The sequence below is a fragment of the Streptomyces sp. NPDC055955 genome (genome assembly GCF_042270245.1).
Taxonomy (GTDB): domain Bacteria; phylum Actinomycetota; class Actinomycetes; order Streptomycetales; family Streptomycetaceae; genus Streptomyces.
The window spans coordinates 17,563-32,247 of record NZ_JBHJYS010000004.1 but is presented as its reverse complement, the minus strand read 5'-3'; the positions used below and the strand labels follow the sequence as shown (position 1 = coordinate 32,247).

The 14,685-nt window shown below is 71.0% G+C and carries 13 protein-coding genes; 5 read left to right on the top strand and 8 right to left on the bottom strand.

Going from position 1 to position 14,685, the window contains the following annotated elements:
- The first annotated feature begins 121 nt into the window (after nt 1–121).
- On the top strand, nt 122–484 hold the full coding sequence (locus ACFC96_RS08815; RefSeq protein WP_376611017.1) for a hypothetical protein: 363 nt from the start codon (nt 122–124) through the stop codon (nt 482–484).
- A gap of 56 nt (nt 485–540) precedes the next feature.
- On the opposite strand, the gene ACFC96_RS08810 is transcribed toward ACFC96_RS08815, so the two are convergent.
- The gene (locus ACFC96_RS08810) at nt 541–681 is read right to left on the bottom strand and encodes a hypothetical protein (RefSeq protein ID WP_376611016.1); all 141 of its coding nucleotides are present in this window, start codon (nt 679–681) and stop codon (nt 541–543) included.
- Between the two features lie 201 nt (nt 682–882).
- Here ACFC96_RS08810 and ACFC96_RS08805 point away from each other — a divergent pair, with 201 nt between their 5' ends.
- A complete protein-coding gene (locus ACFC96_RS08805) occupies nt 883–3,123 on the top strand; it encodes a hypothetical protein (RefSeq protein ID WP_376611014.1) in 2,241 nt (746 codons plus the stop codon).
- Here the strand turns inward: ACFC96_RS08805 and ACFC96_RS08800 are convergent.
- From ACFC96_RS08800 to ACFC96_RS08785, 4 genes are read right to left on the bottom strand one after another with little or no spacing between them, the layout of a single operon-like run.
- The gene (locus ACFC96_RS08800) at nt 3,104–4,528 is read right to left on the bottom strand and encodes a GH1 family beta-glucosidase (RefSeq protein WP_376611012.1); all 1,425 of its coding nucleotides are present in this window, start codon (nt 4,526–4,528) and stop codon (nt 3,104–3,106) included. The genes ACFC96_RS08805 and ACFC96_RS08800 overlap by 20 nt on opposite strands.
- Entirely contained in the window at nt 4,525–5,364 is an 840-nt protein-coding gene (locus tag ACFC96_RS08795) for a carbohydrate ABC transporter permease (RefSeq protein ID WP_266569547.1), read from the bottom strand. The genes ACFC96_RS08800 and ACFC96_RS08795 overlap by 4 nt, the downstream gene beginning before the upstream one ends.
- A 34-nt stretch (nt 5,365–5,398) precedes the next feature.
- A complete protein-coding gene (locus ACFC96_RS08790; RefSeq protein WP_376611010.1) occupies nt 5,399–6,394 on the bottom strand; it encodes a carbohydrate ABC transporter permease in 996 nt (331 codons plus the stop codon).
- Between the two features lie 11 nt (nt 6,395–6,405).
- A complete protein-coding gene (locus tag ACFC96_RS08785; RefSeq protein ID WP_376611008.1) occupies nt 6,406–7,719 on the bottom strand; it encodes an ABC transporter substrate-binding protein in 1,314 nt (437 codons plus the stop codon).
- A 189-nt stretch (nt 7,720–7,908) separates the two neighbouring features.
- Between ACFC96_RS08785 and ACFC96_RS08780 the strand changes: the two genes are divergently transcribed.
- Nucleotides 7,909–9,192 carry an ROK family transcriptional regulator gene (locus tag ACFC96_RS08780; RefSeq protein ID WP_340460987.1) on the top strand — a complete coding sequence of 428 codons (1,284 nt, stop codon included), beginning with the start codon at nt 7,909–7,911 and terminating at the stop codon, nt 9,190–9,192.
- A 15-nt stretch (nt 9,193–9,207) separates the two neighbouring features.
- Here the strand turns inward: ACFC96_RS08780 and ACFC96_RS08775 are convergent, their stop codons facing one another.
- Nucleotides 9,208–9,612: an ACT domain-containing protein gene (locus ACFC96_RS08775; RefSeq protein WP_376611006.1), complete on the bottom strand. Its 405-nt coding sequence runs from the start codon at nt 9,610–9,612 to the stop codon at nt 9,208–9,210.
- 276 nt (nt 9,613–9,888) lie between these two features.
- Nucleotides 9,889–10,776, bottom strand: a complete 888-nt coding sequence (locus ACFC96_RS08770; protein ID WP_376611004.1) for an oxygenase MpaB family protein — start codon at nt 10,774–10,776, stop codon at nt 9,889–9,891.
- A 158-nt stretch (nt 10,777–10,934) separates the two neighbouring features.
- Between ACFC96_RS08770 and ACFC96_RS08765 the strand changes: the two genes are divergently transcribed.
- The gene (locus tag ACFC96_RS08765; protein ID WP_376611002.1) at nt 10,935–11,636 is read left to right on the top strand and encodes an alpha/beta hydrolase; all 702 of its coding nucleotides are present in this window, start codon (nt 10,935–10,937) and stop codon (nt 11,634–11,636) included.
- Nucleotides 11,637–11,695: 59 nt separating this feature from the next.
- Here the strand turns inward: ACFC96_RS08765 and lysA are convergent, their stop codons facing one another.
- Entirely contained in the window at nt 11,696–12,970 is a 1,275-nt protein-coding gene (gene lysA, locus ACFC96_RS08760) for a diaminopimelate decarboxylase (RefSeq protein WP_376611000.1), read from the bottom strand.
- 93 nt (nt 12,971–13,063) lie between these two features.
- On the opposite strand from lysA, the gene ACFC96_RS08755 reads away from it, so the two are divergent.
- On the top strand, nt 13,064–14,653 hold the full coding sequence (locus tag ACFC96_RS08755; RefSeq protein ID WP_376266898.1) for a PucR family transcriptional regulator: 1,590 nt from the start codon (nt 13,064–13,066) through the stop codon (nt 14,651–14,653).
- Nucleotides 14,654–14,685: the final 32 nt, after the last annotated feature.

The following is a 14,685-nucleotide window of genomic DNA, read 5'->3' as shown; positions in this document are numbered from 1 at the left end:
CGGGGCGTTCCGCCGAACGGGCGGCAGTGAATCCTTTCGGCTTCTGTCACCGGCGTGACGGGAAGGTCCATCGGCGAAGCTGCCATGGACCTTCCCCGAGCACCGAATGATGAGGCCGTCCATGCGCCGTCGCTCCGCCGTTGCCGCTTCCCTCGCCGCGTTCGCCCTCGCGCTGGCCCTTCCGACCTCCGCCGACGCCGCCACCGGGGACTTCTCGTACCAGTTCGTCGGGCTCAACGGCCGGCCGCAGTCGGTCACCCTCCACGAGCTGCCGAGCCGTCAGTGCGTCACCCTCCCCGAGGTCGCGGACCCGAGCTCCTCCGAACCGGCGTTCGCCCCGCACAACGACACGGACGAGTGGGCCCTGGTCTTCACCGGGCCCGACTGCGAAGGAGACTCCTGGACGCTGCGTCCGCACGGCAGGCCGGCCACCGACGACCTCGAGCTGCGCTCGGTGTTCCTCACCGCTCCGCTCCAGGACTGACCGGTCGGGCAGGCGGAGAGGGGGGCCGCGCCCTGCACCCTCTCCGCCCGCTGGGTCTACGCCGACTGCCGGAGCACCAGTTCGGGCTCGAGGCTCAGAGACGTGGGCTCGGTCCGCGTGCCCTGGACGCGTTCCTGGAGGCGGCGGGCCATCGCTCCCACCGTCTCCTCCACCGGCCGGCGAACGATGGTCAACATCGCTGCGTTCAAAGGGTGTTGGAGCACCGAGGGTGACTGCGTGACTTCACGCGAGCCCCAACAGGCTCACGCTCGCCACTAATTTCTGTGATTCTGGATTTAAGTCTTGACGCATCGTTCACACAGATGAAGCATTCGACCGCAAGAGAGCGCTCCCACCCCCACCATTCGTTCATTTACTGAACTAGGAGAGTCGCCCCTATGCTCACACCCCCCACGGACCCTTCGGCCGCCTCCGGTTCGTCCGCAGCCGGCTCCGCCTCCCCCTCGCGACGCACCGTTCTCGGCGCCATGGCGGCGACCGCGGCCACCGTCCCCGGCCTCCTCGCGCTCGGGTCCCCCGCCTCCGCGGCGCCGGCCGCCGATCCGCTGCCCGGCGGCGGTGACCTGGGCCCGAACGTGATCGTGTTCGACCCCTCCACGTCCGGCATCCAGGCCAAGCTGGACGAGATCTTCAAGCAGCAGGAGTCCGCCCAGTTCGGCACCGGCCGCTACGCGTTCCTGTTCAAGCCCGGCACGTACAACGGCCTCAACGCCCAACTCGGCTTCTACACCTCGATCGCCGGTCTCGGTCTGTCCCCCGACGACACCGCGATCAACGGCGATGTCACGGTCGACGCAGGCTGGTTCAACGGCAACGCCACCCAGAACTTCTGGCGCTCCGCGGAGAACCTCGCCCTCACTCCCGTCAACGGCACCAACCGCTGGGCCGTCGCCCAGGCCGCGCCGTTCCGCCGCATGCACGTCAGAGGCGGCCTCAACCTCGCCCCCGACGGCTACGGCTGGGCCAGCGGCGGCTACATAGCCGACAGCCGCATCGACGGCACCGTCGGGCCGTACTCGCAGCAGCAGTGGTACACCCGCGACAGTTCCGTCGGCGGCTGGACCAACGCCGTCTGGAACATGGTGTTCTCCGGCGTCGAGGGAGCCCCCGCCCAGAGCTTCCCGGACCCGCCGTACACCACCCTCGACACGACGCCGGTGTCCCGCGAGAAGCCCTTCCTGTACCTCGACGGTGCCGACTACAAGGTCTTCCTGCCCGAGAAGCGCACCGACGCGCGCGGCACCACCTGGGGCGGGGGCACGCCCCGGGGCACCTCGCTCGCCCTGACCCAGTTCTACGTGGCGAAGCCCGGTGTCACCGCCGCCACCCTCAACGCGGCGCTCGACCAGGGCCTCAACCTCCTTCTCACACCCGGGATCTACCACCTGGACGCGGCGATGGAGGTGAAGCGCGCCAACGCCGTGGTCCTCGGCCTCGGTTACGCCACCCTCATCCCGGACAACGGTGTCACCGCGGTGAAGGTCGCCGATGTCGACGGTGTGCGCCTGGCCGGATTCCTCATCGACGCCGGTGCGGTCAACTCACAGACGTTGCTGGAAGTCGGCCCTTCCGGGGCGTCCACCGACCATTCCGCCAACCCCGTCCGGCCTTCGCAGCAGGTCGTCGAAGGTCAGGGTGACGGGGCGGGTGACGCCCTTGCCGTGGATCCGCAGCCGCCACTTCATCGCGTCCACCATCGGCACCACCAGGGCGGTGTCGACCCGGTAGAACTCCTCGTTCGGCGTGATGAACGCGCCGATGCCGGGGATCGCCAACTGGGCGCCCGCCGGCGTGGGTTTTCCCGGAGACGCCGGAGCGGGCAGTCTGACGCCGTTGCGCGAGGACACGGCGTTCACGTCCTGCGTGCCGCGAGCCGACCGGGCCAGCAGCCCGGCACCGGTGGAGATGACGGCGGCGGCCGACGCGAGCGTGATGAACCCGCGCCGGTCCCATCCGGGTTCCGTGCTGCCCTCGGGCGGCTCCTCGGTCGGCATGGAACGCACGCGTCCGCTGAGCGCGTACAGGAGCCAGGCACCCACCAGCGCGCCGACCACGGACGGCGCGGCGTCGGCGATGCCCGTCGAGTCGGGACGCGTGGTGGCCGCCAGCGCGCCGATCGCGCCGAACAGCAGGACGCCGGCCGATCCGACGCGACGGTGGCGGACGGCGACGAGTCCCAGGACCATCGCGAGGACGGCCAGCACGGCGACGATGCCGAGCTGCAGAACGACTTTGTCGTGCGTCCCGAAATTCCGGATCGCCCAGTCCTTGAGCGCGGACGGCGTGCGGTCGATGGCCGCGCCTCCCACGGCCACCACGGGGCTCGCCTGGGGACGGACGACGGCCGCCGCCAGCTCGGCGGCGGCCAGGGCGGCGTAACCGGCCAGCAGTCCGCTCAGCGCGCCGAGGCAGTCGCGCCGCCGCGCACCGCGCCGGCCCCCGACATTCCGGTTCTCGCCCGCTCCAGAAATGGGGAAACCTTCCTCGCGGCGTGCCGCCGCACCTCGAGCTTCGTCAGCCCGACCATGCTGGAGGCGATCCCGCACGCATTCAAGCGGACATGCGCGAGCGTACGGGCACAAAAGCCGCGGGAACGCGTCAGGCCGCGTTGCCCCTGAGCCCCCTCCCCTGCCGGTGCCTTCGGACGATGTCCGCGTAGCGGTGACCGCTGCCCTTGATGGTGCGGCGCTGCGTGGTGTAGTCGACGTGGACGAGGCCGAAGCGCTTGTCGTAGCCGTAGGCCCACTCGAAGTTGTCGAGCAGGGACCAGGCGTAGTACCCGGCGAGCGGTGCTCCCTTGCGGGCGGCGGAGGCGCAGGCCGCGAGGTGGTCCTCGAGGTACTCGATGCGTCCGGGGTCGTCGACGGAGCCGTCGGGCCGTACGACGTCGGGGAAGGAGGAGCCGTTCTCGGTGACGTACAGCTTGCGGGCGCCGTACTCGTGGGTGAGACGCAGGAGCAGGGTCTCGATGCCGCCGGCGTCGATCTCCCAGTCCATGCCGGTGCGCGGGACCCCGAGGCGGCGCACCTCGCGGGCGTACGGGGCGGGGCCCGTGGGGTCGTCGGCGACGACGGCCGGCATGTAGTAGTTCAGGCCGAGCCAGTCCAGCGGGGCGGCGATCGCCTCCGAGTCCCCTGCCTGTTCCGGGAGTTCGACTCCGTAGACGTCGCGCATGTCGGCGGGGAAGCCGCGGCCGTGGACGGGGTCGAGCCACCAGCGGTTGGTGTGGCCGTCCATGCGGTGGGCCGCCGCGAGGTCCTCGGGCCGGTCGGTGGCGGCCTGGACGGTGGAGAGGTTGTTGACGATGCCGATGCGCGCGTCGGGCGCCGCGGCGCGGATCGCCCCGGTGGCGAGGCCGTGGCCGAGCAGCAGATGGTACGAGGCGCGGACAGCGGCGGTCAGGTCGGTGAATCCGGGGGCCATGCGGCCTTCGAGGTGGCCGATCCAGGCCGAGCACAGGGGTTCGTTGAGGGTGGCCCACTGGGTGACGCGGTCGCCGAGGCGTTCGGCGACGACGGTGGCGTAGTCGGCGAAGTGGTGCGCCGTGTCCCGCTCGGGCCAGCCACCACGGTCCTGGAGGGTCTGCGGGAGGTCCCAGTGGTAGAGGGTGACGGACGGCTCGATGCCGGCTTCGAGGAGGCCGTCGATCAACTGGTCGTAGAAGTCCAGGCCCTTGGCGTTGACCGGGCCGTCGCCGCCGGGCACGATCCGTGGCCAGGCGAGCGAGAGCCGGTATGCGTTGGTGCCGAGCTGCTTCATCAGCGCGATGTCCTCGCGCCAGCGGTGGTAGTGGTCGCAGGCGACGTCCCCGTGGTCGTCGCCTGCGACCTTGCCGGGGGTGTGCGAGAAGGTGTCCCAGATCGAGGGGGCGCGGCCGTCCTCGGCGACGGCTCCCTCGATCTGGTAGGCGGAGGTGGCCGTGCCCCAGGCGAAGTCCTTCGGGAGAGCGGCGAAGTCGATGGGCTTGGACACTGACGTCCTTTCGGGCGAGGGGTCGGCGGCACGGTCCGGTGCACCGCTCATTTCACGGCTCCGGCGGTCAGACCGGCGACGAGGTAGCGCTGGAGCAGCAGGAATCCGGCGACCACGGGGATGCTCACGACGAGTGAGGCGGCCATGATCTGGTTCCAGTACACGTCGTTCTGGGTGGAGTAGTTCTGGAGGCCGACGGCGAGGGTGCGGGTGGCGTCGGTCGTCAGGACGGACGCGAAGAGCACTTCTCCCCAGGCGGTCATGAAGGCGTACACGGCGACCGCGACGATGCCGGGGATCGCCGCCGGGACGACGACGCGGAACAGCGCCTTGAGCGGTCCGCAGCCGTCCACCATCGCGGCCTCGTCGAGGTCCCTGGGGACCGATTCGAAGTACCCGATGAGCATCCAGATCGAGAAGGGCAGGGAGAACGTGAGGTACGTGAGGATCAGTCCGCCGCGCGAGCCGAACAGGGCGATCCCGGTGGACTGGCCGATGTTGACGTAGATGAGGAACAGCGGCAGCAGGAAGAGGATGCCGGGGAACATCTGGGTCGACAGGACCGTCACCGTGAAGACGCGCTTGCCGCGGAACTGGTAGCGGCTGACGGCGTAGGCGGCGAAGACGGCGATCACGACGGAGCAGACCGTCGCGGCGCCGGCCACGATCAGCGAGTTCCAGAAGTACTTCGCCAGCGGGACCGTCTTCCAGATGTCGAAGTAGGGCTGGATGGTGAGCCCGCTGGGCATCCAGCGGAACTTGCCCGACACGTCCTCCAGCGGTTTGAGCGAGCTGGAGATCATGACGTAGACGGGCAGCAGGACGAAGCCCGTGAGCAGGGTCAGGAAGATCCGGCGGGACCAGATGAAGGAGCGCGGGGACGCCATCGGCGAGCGCGGCGCGCCGCGGGGGACGGTGGGGCTAGCCACGGGAGACCTTCCTCCCTCGTGAGGTGAGCGCCAGGTAGATCCCCGTCACCAGGAGCAGGAACAGCAGCAGGAGTACGGACATGGCCGCGCCGGTGCCGAAGTTCCAGGTGGCGAAGGACGACTGGTAGATATGCACGGAGATGAGGTCGGCCGCCTCGGGCGCCGCCCGCCCGAACAGCACGAACGGTGTGTTGAAGTCGTTGAACGTCCACAGGAACAGGACGAGTACGAGGACCTGGTTGACCGGGCGCAGCGAGGGAAGGGTGATGCGCCGGATCTGCTGCCAGATGCCCGCGCCGTCCATGGCGGCGGCCTCGTAGAGCTCCTTGGGAATGTTCTGGAGCCCGGCCATCACGATGAGGAAGGCGAACGGCCAGCCTTTCCACACCGACACGGTCAGCAGCGCGAAGAAGCTGTTGTCGCCGATGAGCCAGAAGGGATGTCCGTCGGTGAGTCCGAGTTGGTCGTGGAGCACGTGGTTGACCAGACCGTTGTCCCTTTGGAACATGAACGCCCAGGTGATCACCGCCGCGTAGACGGGCAGCGCGTACGGCACCAGGAACAGGGTGCGCAGGAAGCCGCGGCCGGTGAACGTCTCCTGCATGAAGACGGCCGCCGCCGTGCCGAGGAGCCAGCACAGGCCGACCGACATGAGCGTGAAGACGCAGGTGACCCAGAAGGAGTGGAGCAGGGCCTTTCCGACGGGCTCGTTGAAGTCGACGGCCACGTCGAAGTTGGCGAGGCCGGCCCAGGGAGCCGTGCCCCAGTCGTGCAGGAAGTTCTGGGTCAGCTGCTTGAAGGCCATGACGAAGCCCATGGCGATCGGCAGCAGGTGGACGAGGATCTCGAGCAGCAGCGCCGGGAGCAGCAGCAGGTACGGAAGCCCCAAGCGGCGGATGCGCCCGGGGCGGCGCGGCTTGCGCGTCGCCCCGGGGGTGTCCTCACGCACCGCCGGATCCCCCTTCGGGGAGTTCACGATGGTGGTCATGGGCACGTCGCTCACTGACTGGCCATCTGCTGCTGAGCCTTGGTCAGCTCGGCCTTGACGTCCGCCGTGGAGAGCTTCTTGCCGTTCGCGGCCTGGGCGAAGAGGTTCTTGACGGCCGTGCCGACCGAGGTCTCGAACTGGGACTCGTTCGACACCTGGGGCAGCGCGGTGGCGCTGGTCGCGAGGGTGTCACGCAGCACCTTGAGCTCCGGCCTGTCGAACGCCGGGTCGCTCTGGGCGGCCTTGACCGGGGGGATGGAGCCGTAGGTCTTGCAGAGCAGTTTCTGCTCGGCGTCGCTGGTCATGAACTTCACGAACTTCAGCGAGCCGTCGATGTTCTTGGTGTTCTTGAAGACGGCGAGGTTGATGCCCGCCACCATCGAGTTGGTGGCCTTGCCCGGGCCGGGCTGACCCGACTGCACCGGCACCGGGGCGACGCCCCACTCGTCGTCCTTCATGCCCTGCGACTTGAACGTGGTGGCCGCGGCCTGCCACAGCACCATGGCGGTCTTGCCCTTGGAGAAGTCGCTGAGGGACTGGTTCTTCGCGTACTCGGCGTTGCCCGGCGCGATGATCTTGTCCGTGGCCATCATGTCGACGTACTGCTTGACGGCCGCGACCGCGGCGTCGTTGGTGAAGTCGGCCTTGCCGTCCGCGGTGAAGAAGTCGCCGCCGTGCTGCTTGGCGAGGACGAACACCTGGTGGATGTTGTTGGAGAGGTTGGAGCCCTCGGCGCCGAGTCCCCACTTGCCGCCCTTGGATATCTTCGCGCCGTCGGCGGTGAGTTCGTCCCAGGTCTTCGGCGGCTCGGTGATGCCGGCTTCCTGGAACATCGCCTTGTTGTAGTAGAGCGCGTAGGCCATCGAGTACAGCGGTACGGCGGCCGGGTCCTTGCCCGGCGCGCCCGTCGAGCCGAGCGCCGATTCGACGAAGCGGTCCCTGCCGCCGACCTTGTCGAAGTTCTTCTGGTCCCACGGGAGGAGGGCGCCGGTCGCCTGGAGCGAGGACGACCAGGTGTTGCCGATGTTGAGGACGTCGGGACCCTCACCCGAGGTGGTCGCGGTGAGGATGCGGGTGAGCAGGTCCGACCAGGGGACGACCTCCAGCTTGACCTTGATGCCGGTCTGCTTCTCGAACTTGGCGAGTTCGGGCTGGAGGATCTTCTTGTCGGCCTCGATGTTCGGCCCCTGGTTGGACGCCCAGTACGTCAGGGTCTTGGGCGACTCGTTCGACCCCTCGTCGGCTGAACCCCCGCCGCAGGCGGTCGCCGCGGCCAGCAGGGAGACGACGACCGCGCTGCTGGCGACTGCTCGAATTCTTCGCATGGCTCCAGGTGTCCCTTCCTCAGGAGCGTCCAAGCCGGGGCGCGGGTCTGCAGGCCGAGACGCTCGGCGTTCAGTTCCTGAAGTCACCCACGACTTAATTTAGGCTGTGAGTTAAACCGCGCGGAAAGGTCGCGTCAAGGGTTTGTGCAGGGGTACGTTGCGTCTGTCGCAGGTCGGAGAGGAGCCCAGATGGATCGGCGGAGCAGACGCACGGTGAGTGACCTGCGGAGAGCCAACCGAGCAGTGATACTGCAACAGTTGTATTTCGACGGCCCTACAAGCCGCCAGGCGCTCGGCCCTCTCACGGGTCTGAGTTCAGGATCCGTCAGCAACGTCGTGGCCGAACTCGCCGCCGACGGGCTGGTGGAGGAGGCCGGCAGCCTGGATTCCGACGGCGGCCGGCCGCGCATCCTACTCCGTGTCAGCCCGCGCAGCGGCAACCTGATCGGCATCGACGTCGGCGAGACCCGCGTCCGCGTGGAGGTCTTCGACGTGACCCTCACCGAACTCGCCCGCGCCGACATACCGTTGACGGGCGACGGGTACGACGTCGCCGTCATCGTGGAACACATCCGCAGCGGCATCGAGCGGGTACTCGCCGAGGCCGGCGTGCCGGCGGACGACCTTCTCGGGATCGGGATAGGCGTTCCCGGCGTCGTCGAACGGGTCCCCGGGTCCGGGGCCGTGGTCCACTGCCAGACCATCGGCTGGGACGCGGTCCCCCTGGAGTCGCTGCTGCGATCGTCCTCCCAACTCCCGCCCGGCGTGCCGTACTTCATCGACAACGGCGCCAAGACGCTCGGGCAGGCGGAGATGTGGTTCGGCGCCGGGCGCGGAGCGCGCAGCGCCGCGATCGTCCTCTTCGGCACCGGGGTCGGCGCCTGCCTCTTCGCGGACGGCAAGGGGCGGGCGCTGGAGTGGGGCCACCTGACGGTGCAGGCCGGCGGGCGGACGTGCCGCTGCGGCGCGCCGGGCTGCCTGGAGGCGTACGCGGGGGCCGAGTCCGTACTGGAGCGGTGGCGCGAGGCCGGTGGACGGCCGCCCCGGCACGCCGACGAGGAGACCCGGCTGGCGACGCTGCTCGCCGCCGCCTGCCCGACGGACGGGACCGATCCCGACCCGGTGGCCTACGAGGTCATGGCGAAGACGGCCGAATACCTGGGCGCCGGGCTGTCCGACCTGATCAACCTCTTCCAGCCGGAGCGCATCCTGATCGGCGGCTGGGCCGGGCTCCAGTTCGGCTCCCGTTTCCTCGACGACGTCCGGAGGCACACGACGAAGTACGCCCTGTCCTACCCGGCCGGCAAGGCCACCATCGAGCTGGGCAAGCTGGGCCCCGACGCGGTCACCGTCGGTGCGGCGACCCTTCCCCTGGAGGACTTCTTCGCCCGCGGCGGCCGCCGCGACACCCCGGCCCAGGAACCGACACCGCCCGCCTGGCGCACGGCACTTGAGGGCCGCGTCCTCGGGTGAGCCGGGTCCGCTTCGTCACACGACGGCCGACCGGCGCGCGAGGTCTTCCAGCAGCGCCACCGCCTCTTCCGCCCGCTCGTGCGGGACGAAGAGGTGGTCGTGGTGGAAGCCCGCCACGACGTTGCAGCTCAGGCCCGCGGCGGCGAGCTCCTGAGCGACGGCCGCGGTCAGGCCCACCGCCTCCAGCGCCGAGTGGACGCGCAGGGTGATCCACCCCGCCACGTAGTCGTGGGCGAGACCTGCCGCGTCGGCCTGCTCCAGGGGGACCACCAGCGTCAGGGCCTCCCGCTCGGCGACGGTCACCGCGGGGGTGACGCCGGGCGGAACCGCGCCGTCGACGGTGGTGAAGACGTAGCGCCCCGGGTTCAGCTCCGGCCGCATACCGCTCAACAGCGCCCGCAGATCTCTCTCTCCACTCATGATCACCAGAGTAGGCGGCGCGCACGACCGCGCAGCTCGCACGCCGCGATCCACCTCATCGAGGGCACGACCGACGGCCAGGCACTTCAAGGACACCCGCATCGACGGAGCGGGCAATTGCGCCCTGTAGATCCAGGCACCGGGCACCGCCACCTTCGAGAACGGGACGGCCACACCACATCGCCCAGAGCAACCCGTGCCGCGCAGCTCTCCGAACCGCAGGCGCACACAGGTCGGTGACGCAGGACGCCCAGGACCGGCCCCACCGAGGTGACGTCAGGCCGCCGGTGGGGTCGGCAGGGGCCGGTTGGGCGCCATGGCCCAGCGCACCAACGAAGTGACGCCGCGGCCGAGCGGACGGACGGCCACGGTGTCGACCAACGGCAGCCGCGGCAGGCGCAGTTCCGCCGCGGCCCAACTGGGCAGCAGGGAAACGGCGTTCGCGGCGAGGACCCCGTACGGGAGCCGGGCGACCAGCGGCACCGGCGGGTTGAGGAGGAGGAAACGAGCGGCGCCGCGTGCCTCCGGCGTCGCACGCAGCTCACGCCGGTACGCCGTCAGCCGCGCGGCGAGCTCCTCCCGGTTCGTGGGCGGGTCCACGACGCCGAGCGCGGTGGCCACGCGCGCCGCGTCGGCGACGTATCCGTCGTACTCGTCGCCGGTCAGCGGGTGGGCGCCGTACCGCTGATGAGCGCGCAGGAAGCTGTCGACCTCCGCGATGTGGACCCAGCCGAGCAGATGCGGGTCCCCCGCGTGGTAGACCTCGCCGTCAGCGGTCACCCCGCGCACCCGGGCGTGGACAGCCCGCACCCGGTCGCAGGCCTCTTGGGCGCCTTCGGCAGGGCCGTATGTCGTCATGGCCAGGAAGGTGCTCGTGCGCTGGAGTCTGCCCCAGGGATCACCCCGGAAGCCGGAGTGGGCGGACACCGCGGCCATGGCGAGGGGGTGGAGCGACTGGAGCAGCAGAGCCGAGATCCCGCCGATGAACATGGACGCGTCCCCGTGCACCGTGCGGATGGGGCGGTCCGGGCCGAACCAGCGGGGTCCTGGGGTCTGATGGATACGAACGCGGTTCTTCGGCCCCTCGGGGCCCGCCACGCGGGCGAAGAGGTTCTTTCCCAGCCGCTCCTGCACCCCGCGGCCGTCCGGTCCGGTCAGTCTCATGGTGACGTGACGTCCCTTCGGATACGCGTATCCAGCCTACTTTGTCCGGTCGCGGCAGGTCGCGTGTGTCCGTCCCGGCCACCCGGGGAGACGGCGCGACGGTGGTGCGGCAAGGATGGGGTCATGATGCAGCATTCCGGCGGCCAGGAGGAACGGCCTTGAGCGCGACGATCCGCACCGCGTCCTATCCCACCGGCACAGAGCACAAGTCCCTCGACATCCACAACTCGCCCCGGACCGACGGCCCTTGCGTCCTTCTGTGGCACGGGATCGGGAGCGACGAGCGCGATGTGATGGCCCCGCTGGCCCAGGACATCGCCGCACTGGGCCTCACCGTCCTCGTCCCCGACTGGCGTTCGGACACCCCCGACGAGGGCCGCGCGCATCTCACCGATTCGCTGCGCTTCGCCCGCGACTTCGCCGGCGACTCCCGTGAACTGGTCGTCGCCGGGTGGTCGGCGGGTGCGGGCGCCGCACTGGGGGTGGCCCTTGCTCCGGAGCTCTTCGGCGGCCGGCCGCCCGCCGCGGTCGTCGGGATCGCGGGACGCTACGAGCGCCCGGCGCGCACCACGGGCGCGGTGCCGCTCCAGGCGCTCTCGCGCGCGACGGCCCAGGTACCCGTACACCTCGTGCACGGCACGGAGGACGCCTCCGCCCCCGTCGAGTCCTCGCGGGAACTGCACGCAGCGCTGCGCGCGCAGGGCTGGGACTGCGCACTGGGCGAACAGGCCACTGATCACGCCGGGGTGCTCGGCTGCGTGTACGACCCGGCTGCGGACCGCTGCGTCGCCGGTGCCTCCGTCCGCGCCTTCGGCCTGGCGACGGCCCGGGCAGTGGCAGCCGTCGCCCGGTCGGTGTAGCCCGGGGGCTTTGGCGGCCTTCACACACCACTCCCCGATGCGGGCACACAGGGACACCGTCACTGGTCGCGGCGCAGCAGGTCCTCGTACGTCTCCCTGCGGACCACCGCGCGGGCCTCGCCGTCGTGGCAGAAGACGACGGGGGGACGGCGGGCACCGTTGTAGTTGTTGGAGATCGAGTAGCAGTACGCGCCGGTGACCGGCACCGCGATCAGGTCGCCGACGGCCGGGGCCCGCAGCGGTACGTCACGGATGAGCGTGTCGCCCGACTCGCAGTGACGGCCGACCAGGTCACAGGGCTCGCCACCGCCGACGCGGGAGGTGACGGTCGCCTCGAAGCGCTGGCCGTACAGCATCGGTTCGAGGTTGTCGCCCATGCCGCCGTCGACGGCGACGAGAGGGCGGGGACGGCCCCGCTTGACGGTGACCGCGCGGTAGAGGGTGAGCGCCGACTCGGCGACCAGGGACCGCCCCGGCTCGATGATCAGCCGGGCGTTCGCGGGGAGGTGGGCGCGGGCGGCGTCGGTCAGGGTCCGTACGTACGCGTCGACGGTCGGTGCCTGATCCGCGTACGTGTAGCGGACACCCAGGCCGCCGCCCAGGTCGTACACGGCGTGCTCGCCCAGCTCGCCGAGGGCGGCGACGGCCTCGACGGCGCGGGCGAACGGGGCGGTGTCGAGGAGCTGCGAGCCGACGTGGACGTGCACGCCGTCGAGGCGCAGCCGGTCACTGGCGCGCAGCCGGGCAGCGGCCCGCACGGCGTCGGGCACGGAGAGCCCGAACTTGGAACCGGCATGGCCGGTGGCCATCGCCTCGTGGGTGTCGGCCTCGACGTCGGGGATGACACGGATCAGCACGCGCTGCTCGTCCGTGACGATCTTCTCCAGCCGGTCGATGTCGTCGAAGTTGTCCACGACGATCGTGCCGGCTCCGGCGCCGACCGCCATGGCGAGTTCCTCGTCGGTCTTGGCGTTGCCGTGGACGACGAGCCGGGCCGGGTCGGCGCCCGCGGCGAGTGCGGCCACGAGTTCCCCGCCGCCCGCGACGTCCACGCCGAGCCCCTCCTCGACCATCACCCGGACGACGGCGGTACACGGGAAGGACTTCGAAGCGAAGACGACTTGTCCGTTCGGCCAATGGCGGCTCAGGGCGTCCACGTACTCGCGCGCGCGGGCCCTGAGGGCACCCTCGTCGACGATGACGGCCGGGGTGCCGAAGCGCTCTGCGAGGTCGTCGAGGCGGCATCCACCGACGACGATCTCGCCGTCCGGGGCGAGATGTGTCCCGTTCGGGAAGAGTCCGACGATATCTGAGGTGGCGGTCGTGGCGCTCATGGGCGATGGCTCCTGTCCCTGGTCGATGGGCCTATCCTGACGGCTTCCCCCGTCGCCTTCACCGGCGTCCCGCCCCAGGAATCGAGGCCACCATTGTCTGATCGGACAATCCCCGACGGCCGCGCCGCCGGCTCCTTGCGCCTCCTGGTCGGCTCCACCGGCCCCCTCCGCGTACTCGCAGCGCCCGACGGCCTCGACGTCCCCGTGCGGGGCACGGTCATCCACGACCCGGGCGACCCGCTGCCCGCGGCCCCGTCGGCACTGCTGCTGCTCGTCGGGGCCGACGTGGCCGATCCGCGTACGGGCACCGTGCTGCGCCGCGCGGCGGCGGAGGGGTACGCGGGGGTGGTCGTCAAGTGCCGTGGCCAGGAGGCGGACCGGCTGACGGCCGAGGCCGAGCGGTGCTCCCTGGCCGTGCTCGCGGCCGGCGACGCGGTGCCGTGGCGGTACGTGGATGCGGAGATCGGCTGCGCGCTCGCGGCGTACGGGGTGGGTGACCTGTCCCCCTCGGCCCCCGCCGGAACCGAGGAGCTGTTCTCGCTGGCCGACGCCGTGGCGGCCGTCGTGGGCGGCTCGGTCGCGGTCGAGGACCTGGACCAGCATGTCGTCGCCTACTCGAACGTCCCCGGCCAGCGCATCGACAGCCTGCGCGAGCGCGGCATCCTGGAGCGGCGGGTTCCCGACGACCCCGGCCAGCGGCAGCAGTACCGCGACGTGCTGGCGGCCGACGGCGTGGTCCGGTTCCCCCGGGCCCGCGACGAGCTGGCGCGTGCGGCGGTCGCCGTGCGCGCGGGGACGCTGCCGTTGGGGACGCTGTGGGCGATCGAGCCGGAGGGCGGCCTGTCGGAGCGGGCCGAGTCGGCGCTGCGGGACGCGGCGCGGCTGGCGGCCCCGCACCTGCTGCGCGCGCTGAACGCGACCGAGGCCGAGCAGCGCATCCGCCGGGACACGCTGCGCGCCGTCTTGGAGGGGTACGGGCCACCGGCCGACGAGGCCGCGTCGCGGCTAGGGCTCGGCCAGGGGGAGCGGGTGTGCCTGGCCGCGTTCGCCCCGGACGAGGGCAGCGCCCTCATCGCCCACCTCGAGTCCTCCCTGGTCCGGTACTGCGCGGCGCACCTCCCGTCGGCGACGGTGACGGCATCGGCACGTGCGGTGTACGTGCTGCTGGCCTCGCTCTCGCCCGCCGCCGCGAGGAGGTTCGCGGACGGTGCGCTGGGAACCGTGCGGGCCGCCCTCGGCACGCCGGTACGGGCCGTGGTGACGCGGGCGTACCCGGATCTGCTGCGGGCCGGTGCGCTGCGGCGCGAGGCGGACGACATCCTCCGGGCCACCGACGGCGGCGGGGCCGGCGCGCCCACGGCGGCCGCGGAGGACGTACGCCAGGTCGTCCTGCTCAACCGGCTTGCCGACGAGCTGCGCCGGGAGCCGTGGCTGCGGCTGCCCGGGGTCGCCGCGCTGCTGGCGCACGACGCGGAGCAGGGCACCGACTACGCGGCGACGGTCACGGCCTGGCTGGACGCGACCGGAGACGTCGCGAACGCCGCGGCCGGCCTGCGGGTGCATCCCAACACCCTGCGCTACCGGCTGCGGCGCGTACGCGAACTCTTCGGCCTGGACCTCGACGACCGCGACGTGCGGCTTGCCGCATGGCTCGAACTCAGGCTTGCGCAGCGGAGGTTGTGACGCCCGGCCTCCGCCTCGGGCCTGCCCAGAGG

What these genes read in the sequence shown, in the direction of transcription:
- ACFC96_RS08815 (WP_376611017.1), top strand. Translation starts at nt 122, where the DNA reads ATGCGCCGTCGCTCCGCCGTTGCCGCTTCCCTCGCCGCGTTCGCCCTC.
- ACFC96_RS08810 (WP_376611016.1), bottom strand. Translation starts at nt 681, where the DNA reads ATGTTGACCATCGTTCGCCGGCCGGTGGAGGAGACGGTGGGAGCGATG.
- ACFC96_RS08805 (WP_376611014.1), top strand. Translation starts at nt 883, where the DNA reads ATGCTCACACCCCCCACGGACCCTTCGGCCGCCTCCGGTTCGTCCGCA.
- ACFC96_RS08800 (WP_376611012.1), bottom strand. Translation starts at nt 4,528, where the DNA reads ATGAGCGGTGCACCGGACCGTGCCGCCGACCCCTCGCCCGAAAGGACG.
- ACFC96_RS08795 (WP_266569547.1), bottom strand. Translation starts at nt 5,364, where the DNA reads ATGGCGTCCCCGCGCTCCTTCATCTGGTCCCGCCGGATCTTCCTGACC.
- ACFC96_RS08790 (WP_376611010.1), bottom strand. Translation starts at nt 6,394, where the DNA reads ATGACCACCATCGTGAACTCCCCGAAGGGGGATCCGGCGGTGCGTGAG.
- ACFC96_RS08785 (WP_376611008.1), bottom strand. Translation starts at nt 7,719, where the DNA reads ATGCGAAGAATTCGAGCAGTCGCCAGCAGCGCGGTCGTCGTCTCCCTG.
- ACFC96_RS08780 (WP_340460987.1), top strand. Translation starts at nt 7,909, where the DNA reads ATGGATCGGCGGAGCAGACGCACGGTGAGTGACCTGCGGAGAGCCAAC.
- ACFC96_RS08775 (WP_376611006.1), bottom strand. Translation starts at nt 9,612, where the DNA reads ATGAGTGGAGAGAGAGATCTGCGGGCGCTGTTGAGCGGTATGCGGCCG.
- ACFC96_RS08770 (WP_376611004.1), bottom strand. Translation starts at nt 10,776, where the DNA reads ATGAGACTGACCGGACCGGACGGCCGCGGGGTGCAGGAGCGGCTGGGA.
- lysA (WP_376611000.1), bottom strand. Translation starts at nt 12,970, where the DNA reads ATGAGCGCCACGACCGCCACCTCAGATATCGTCGGACTCTTCCCGAAC.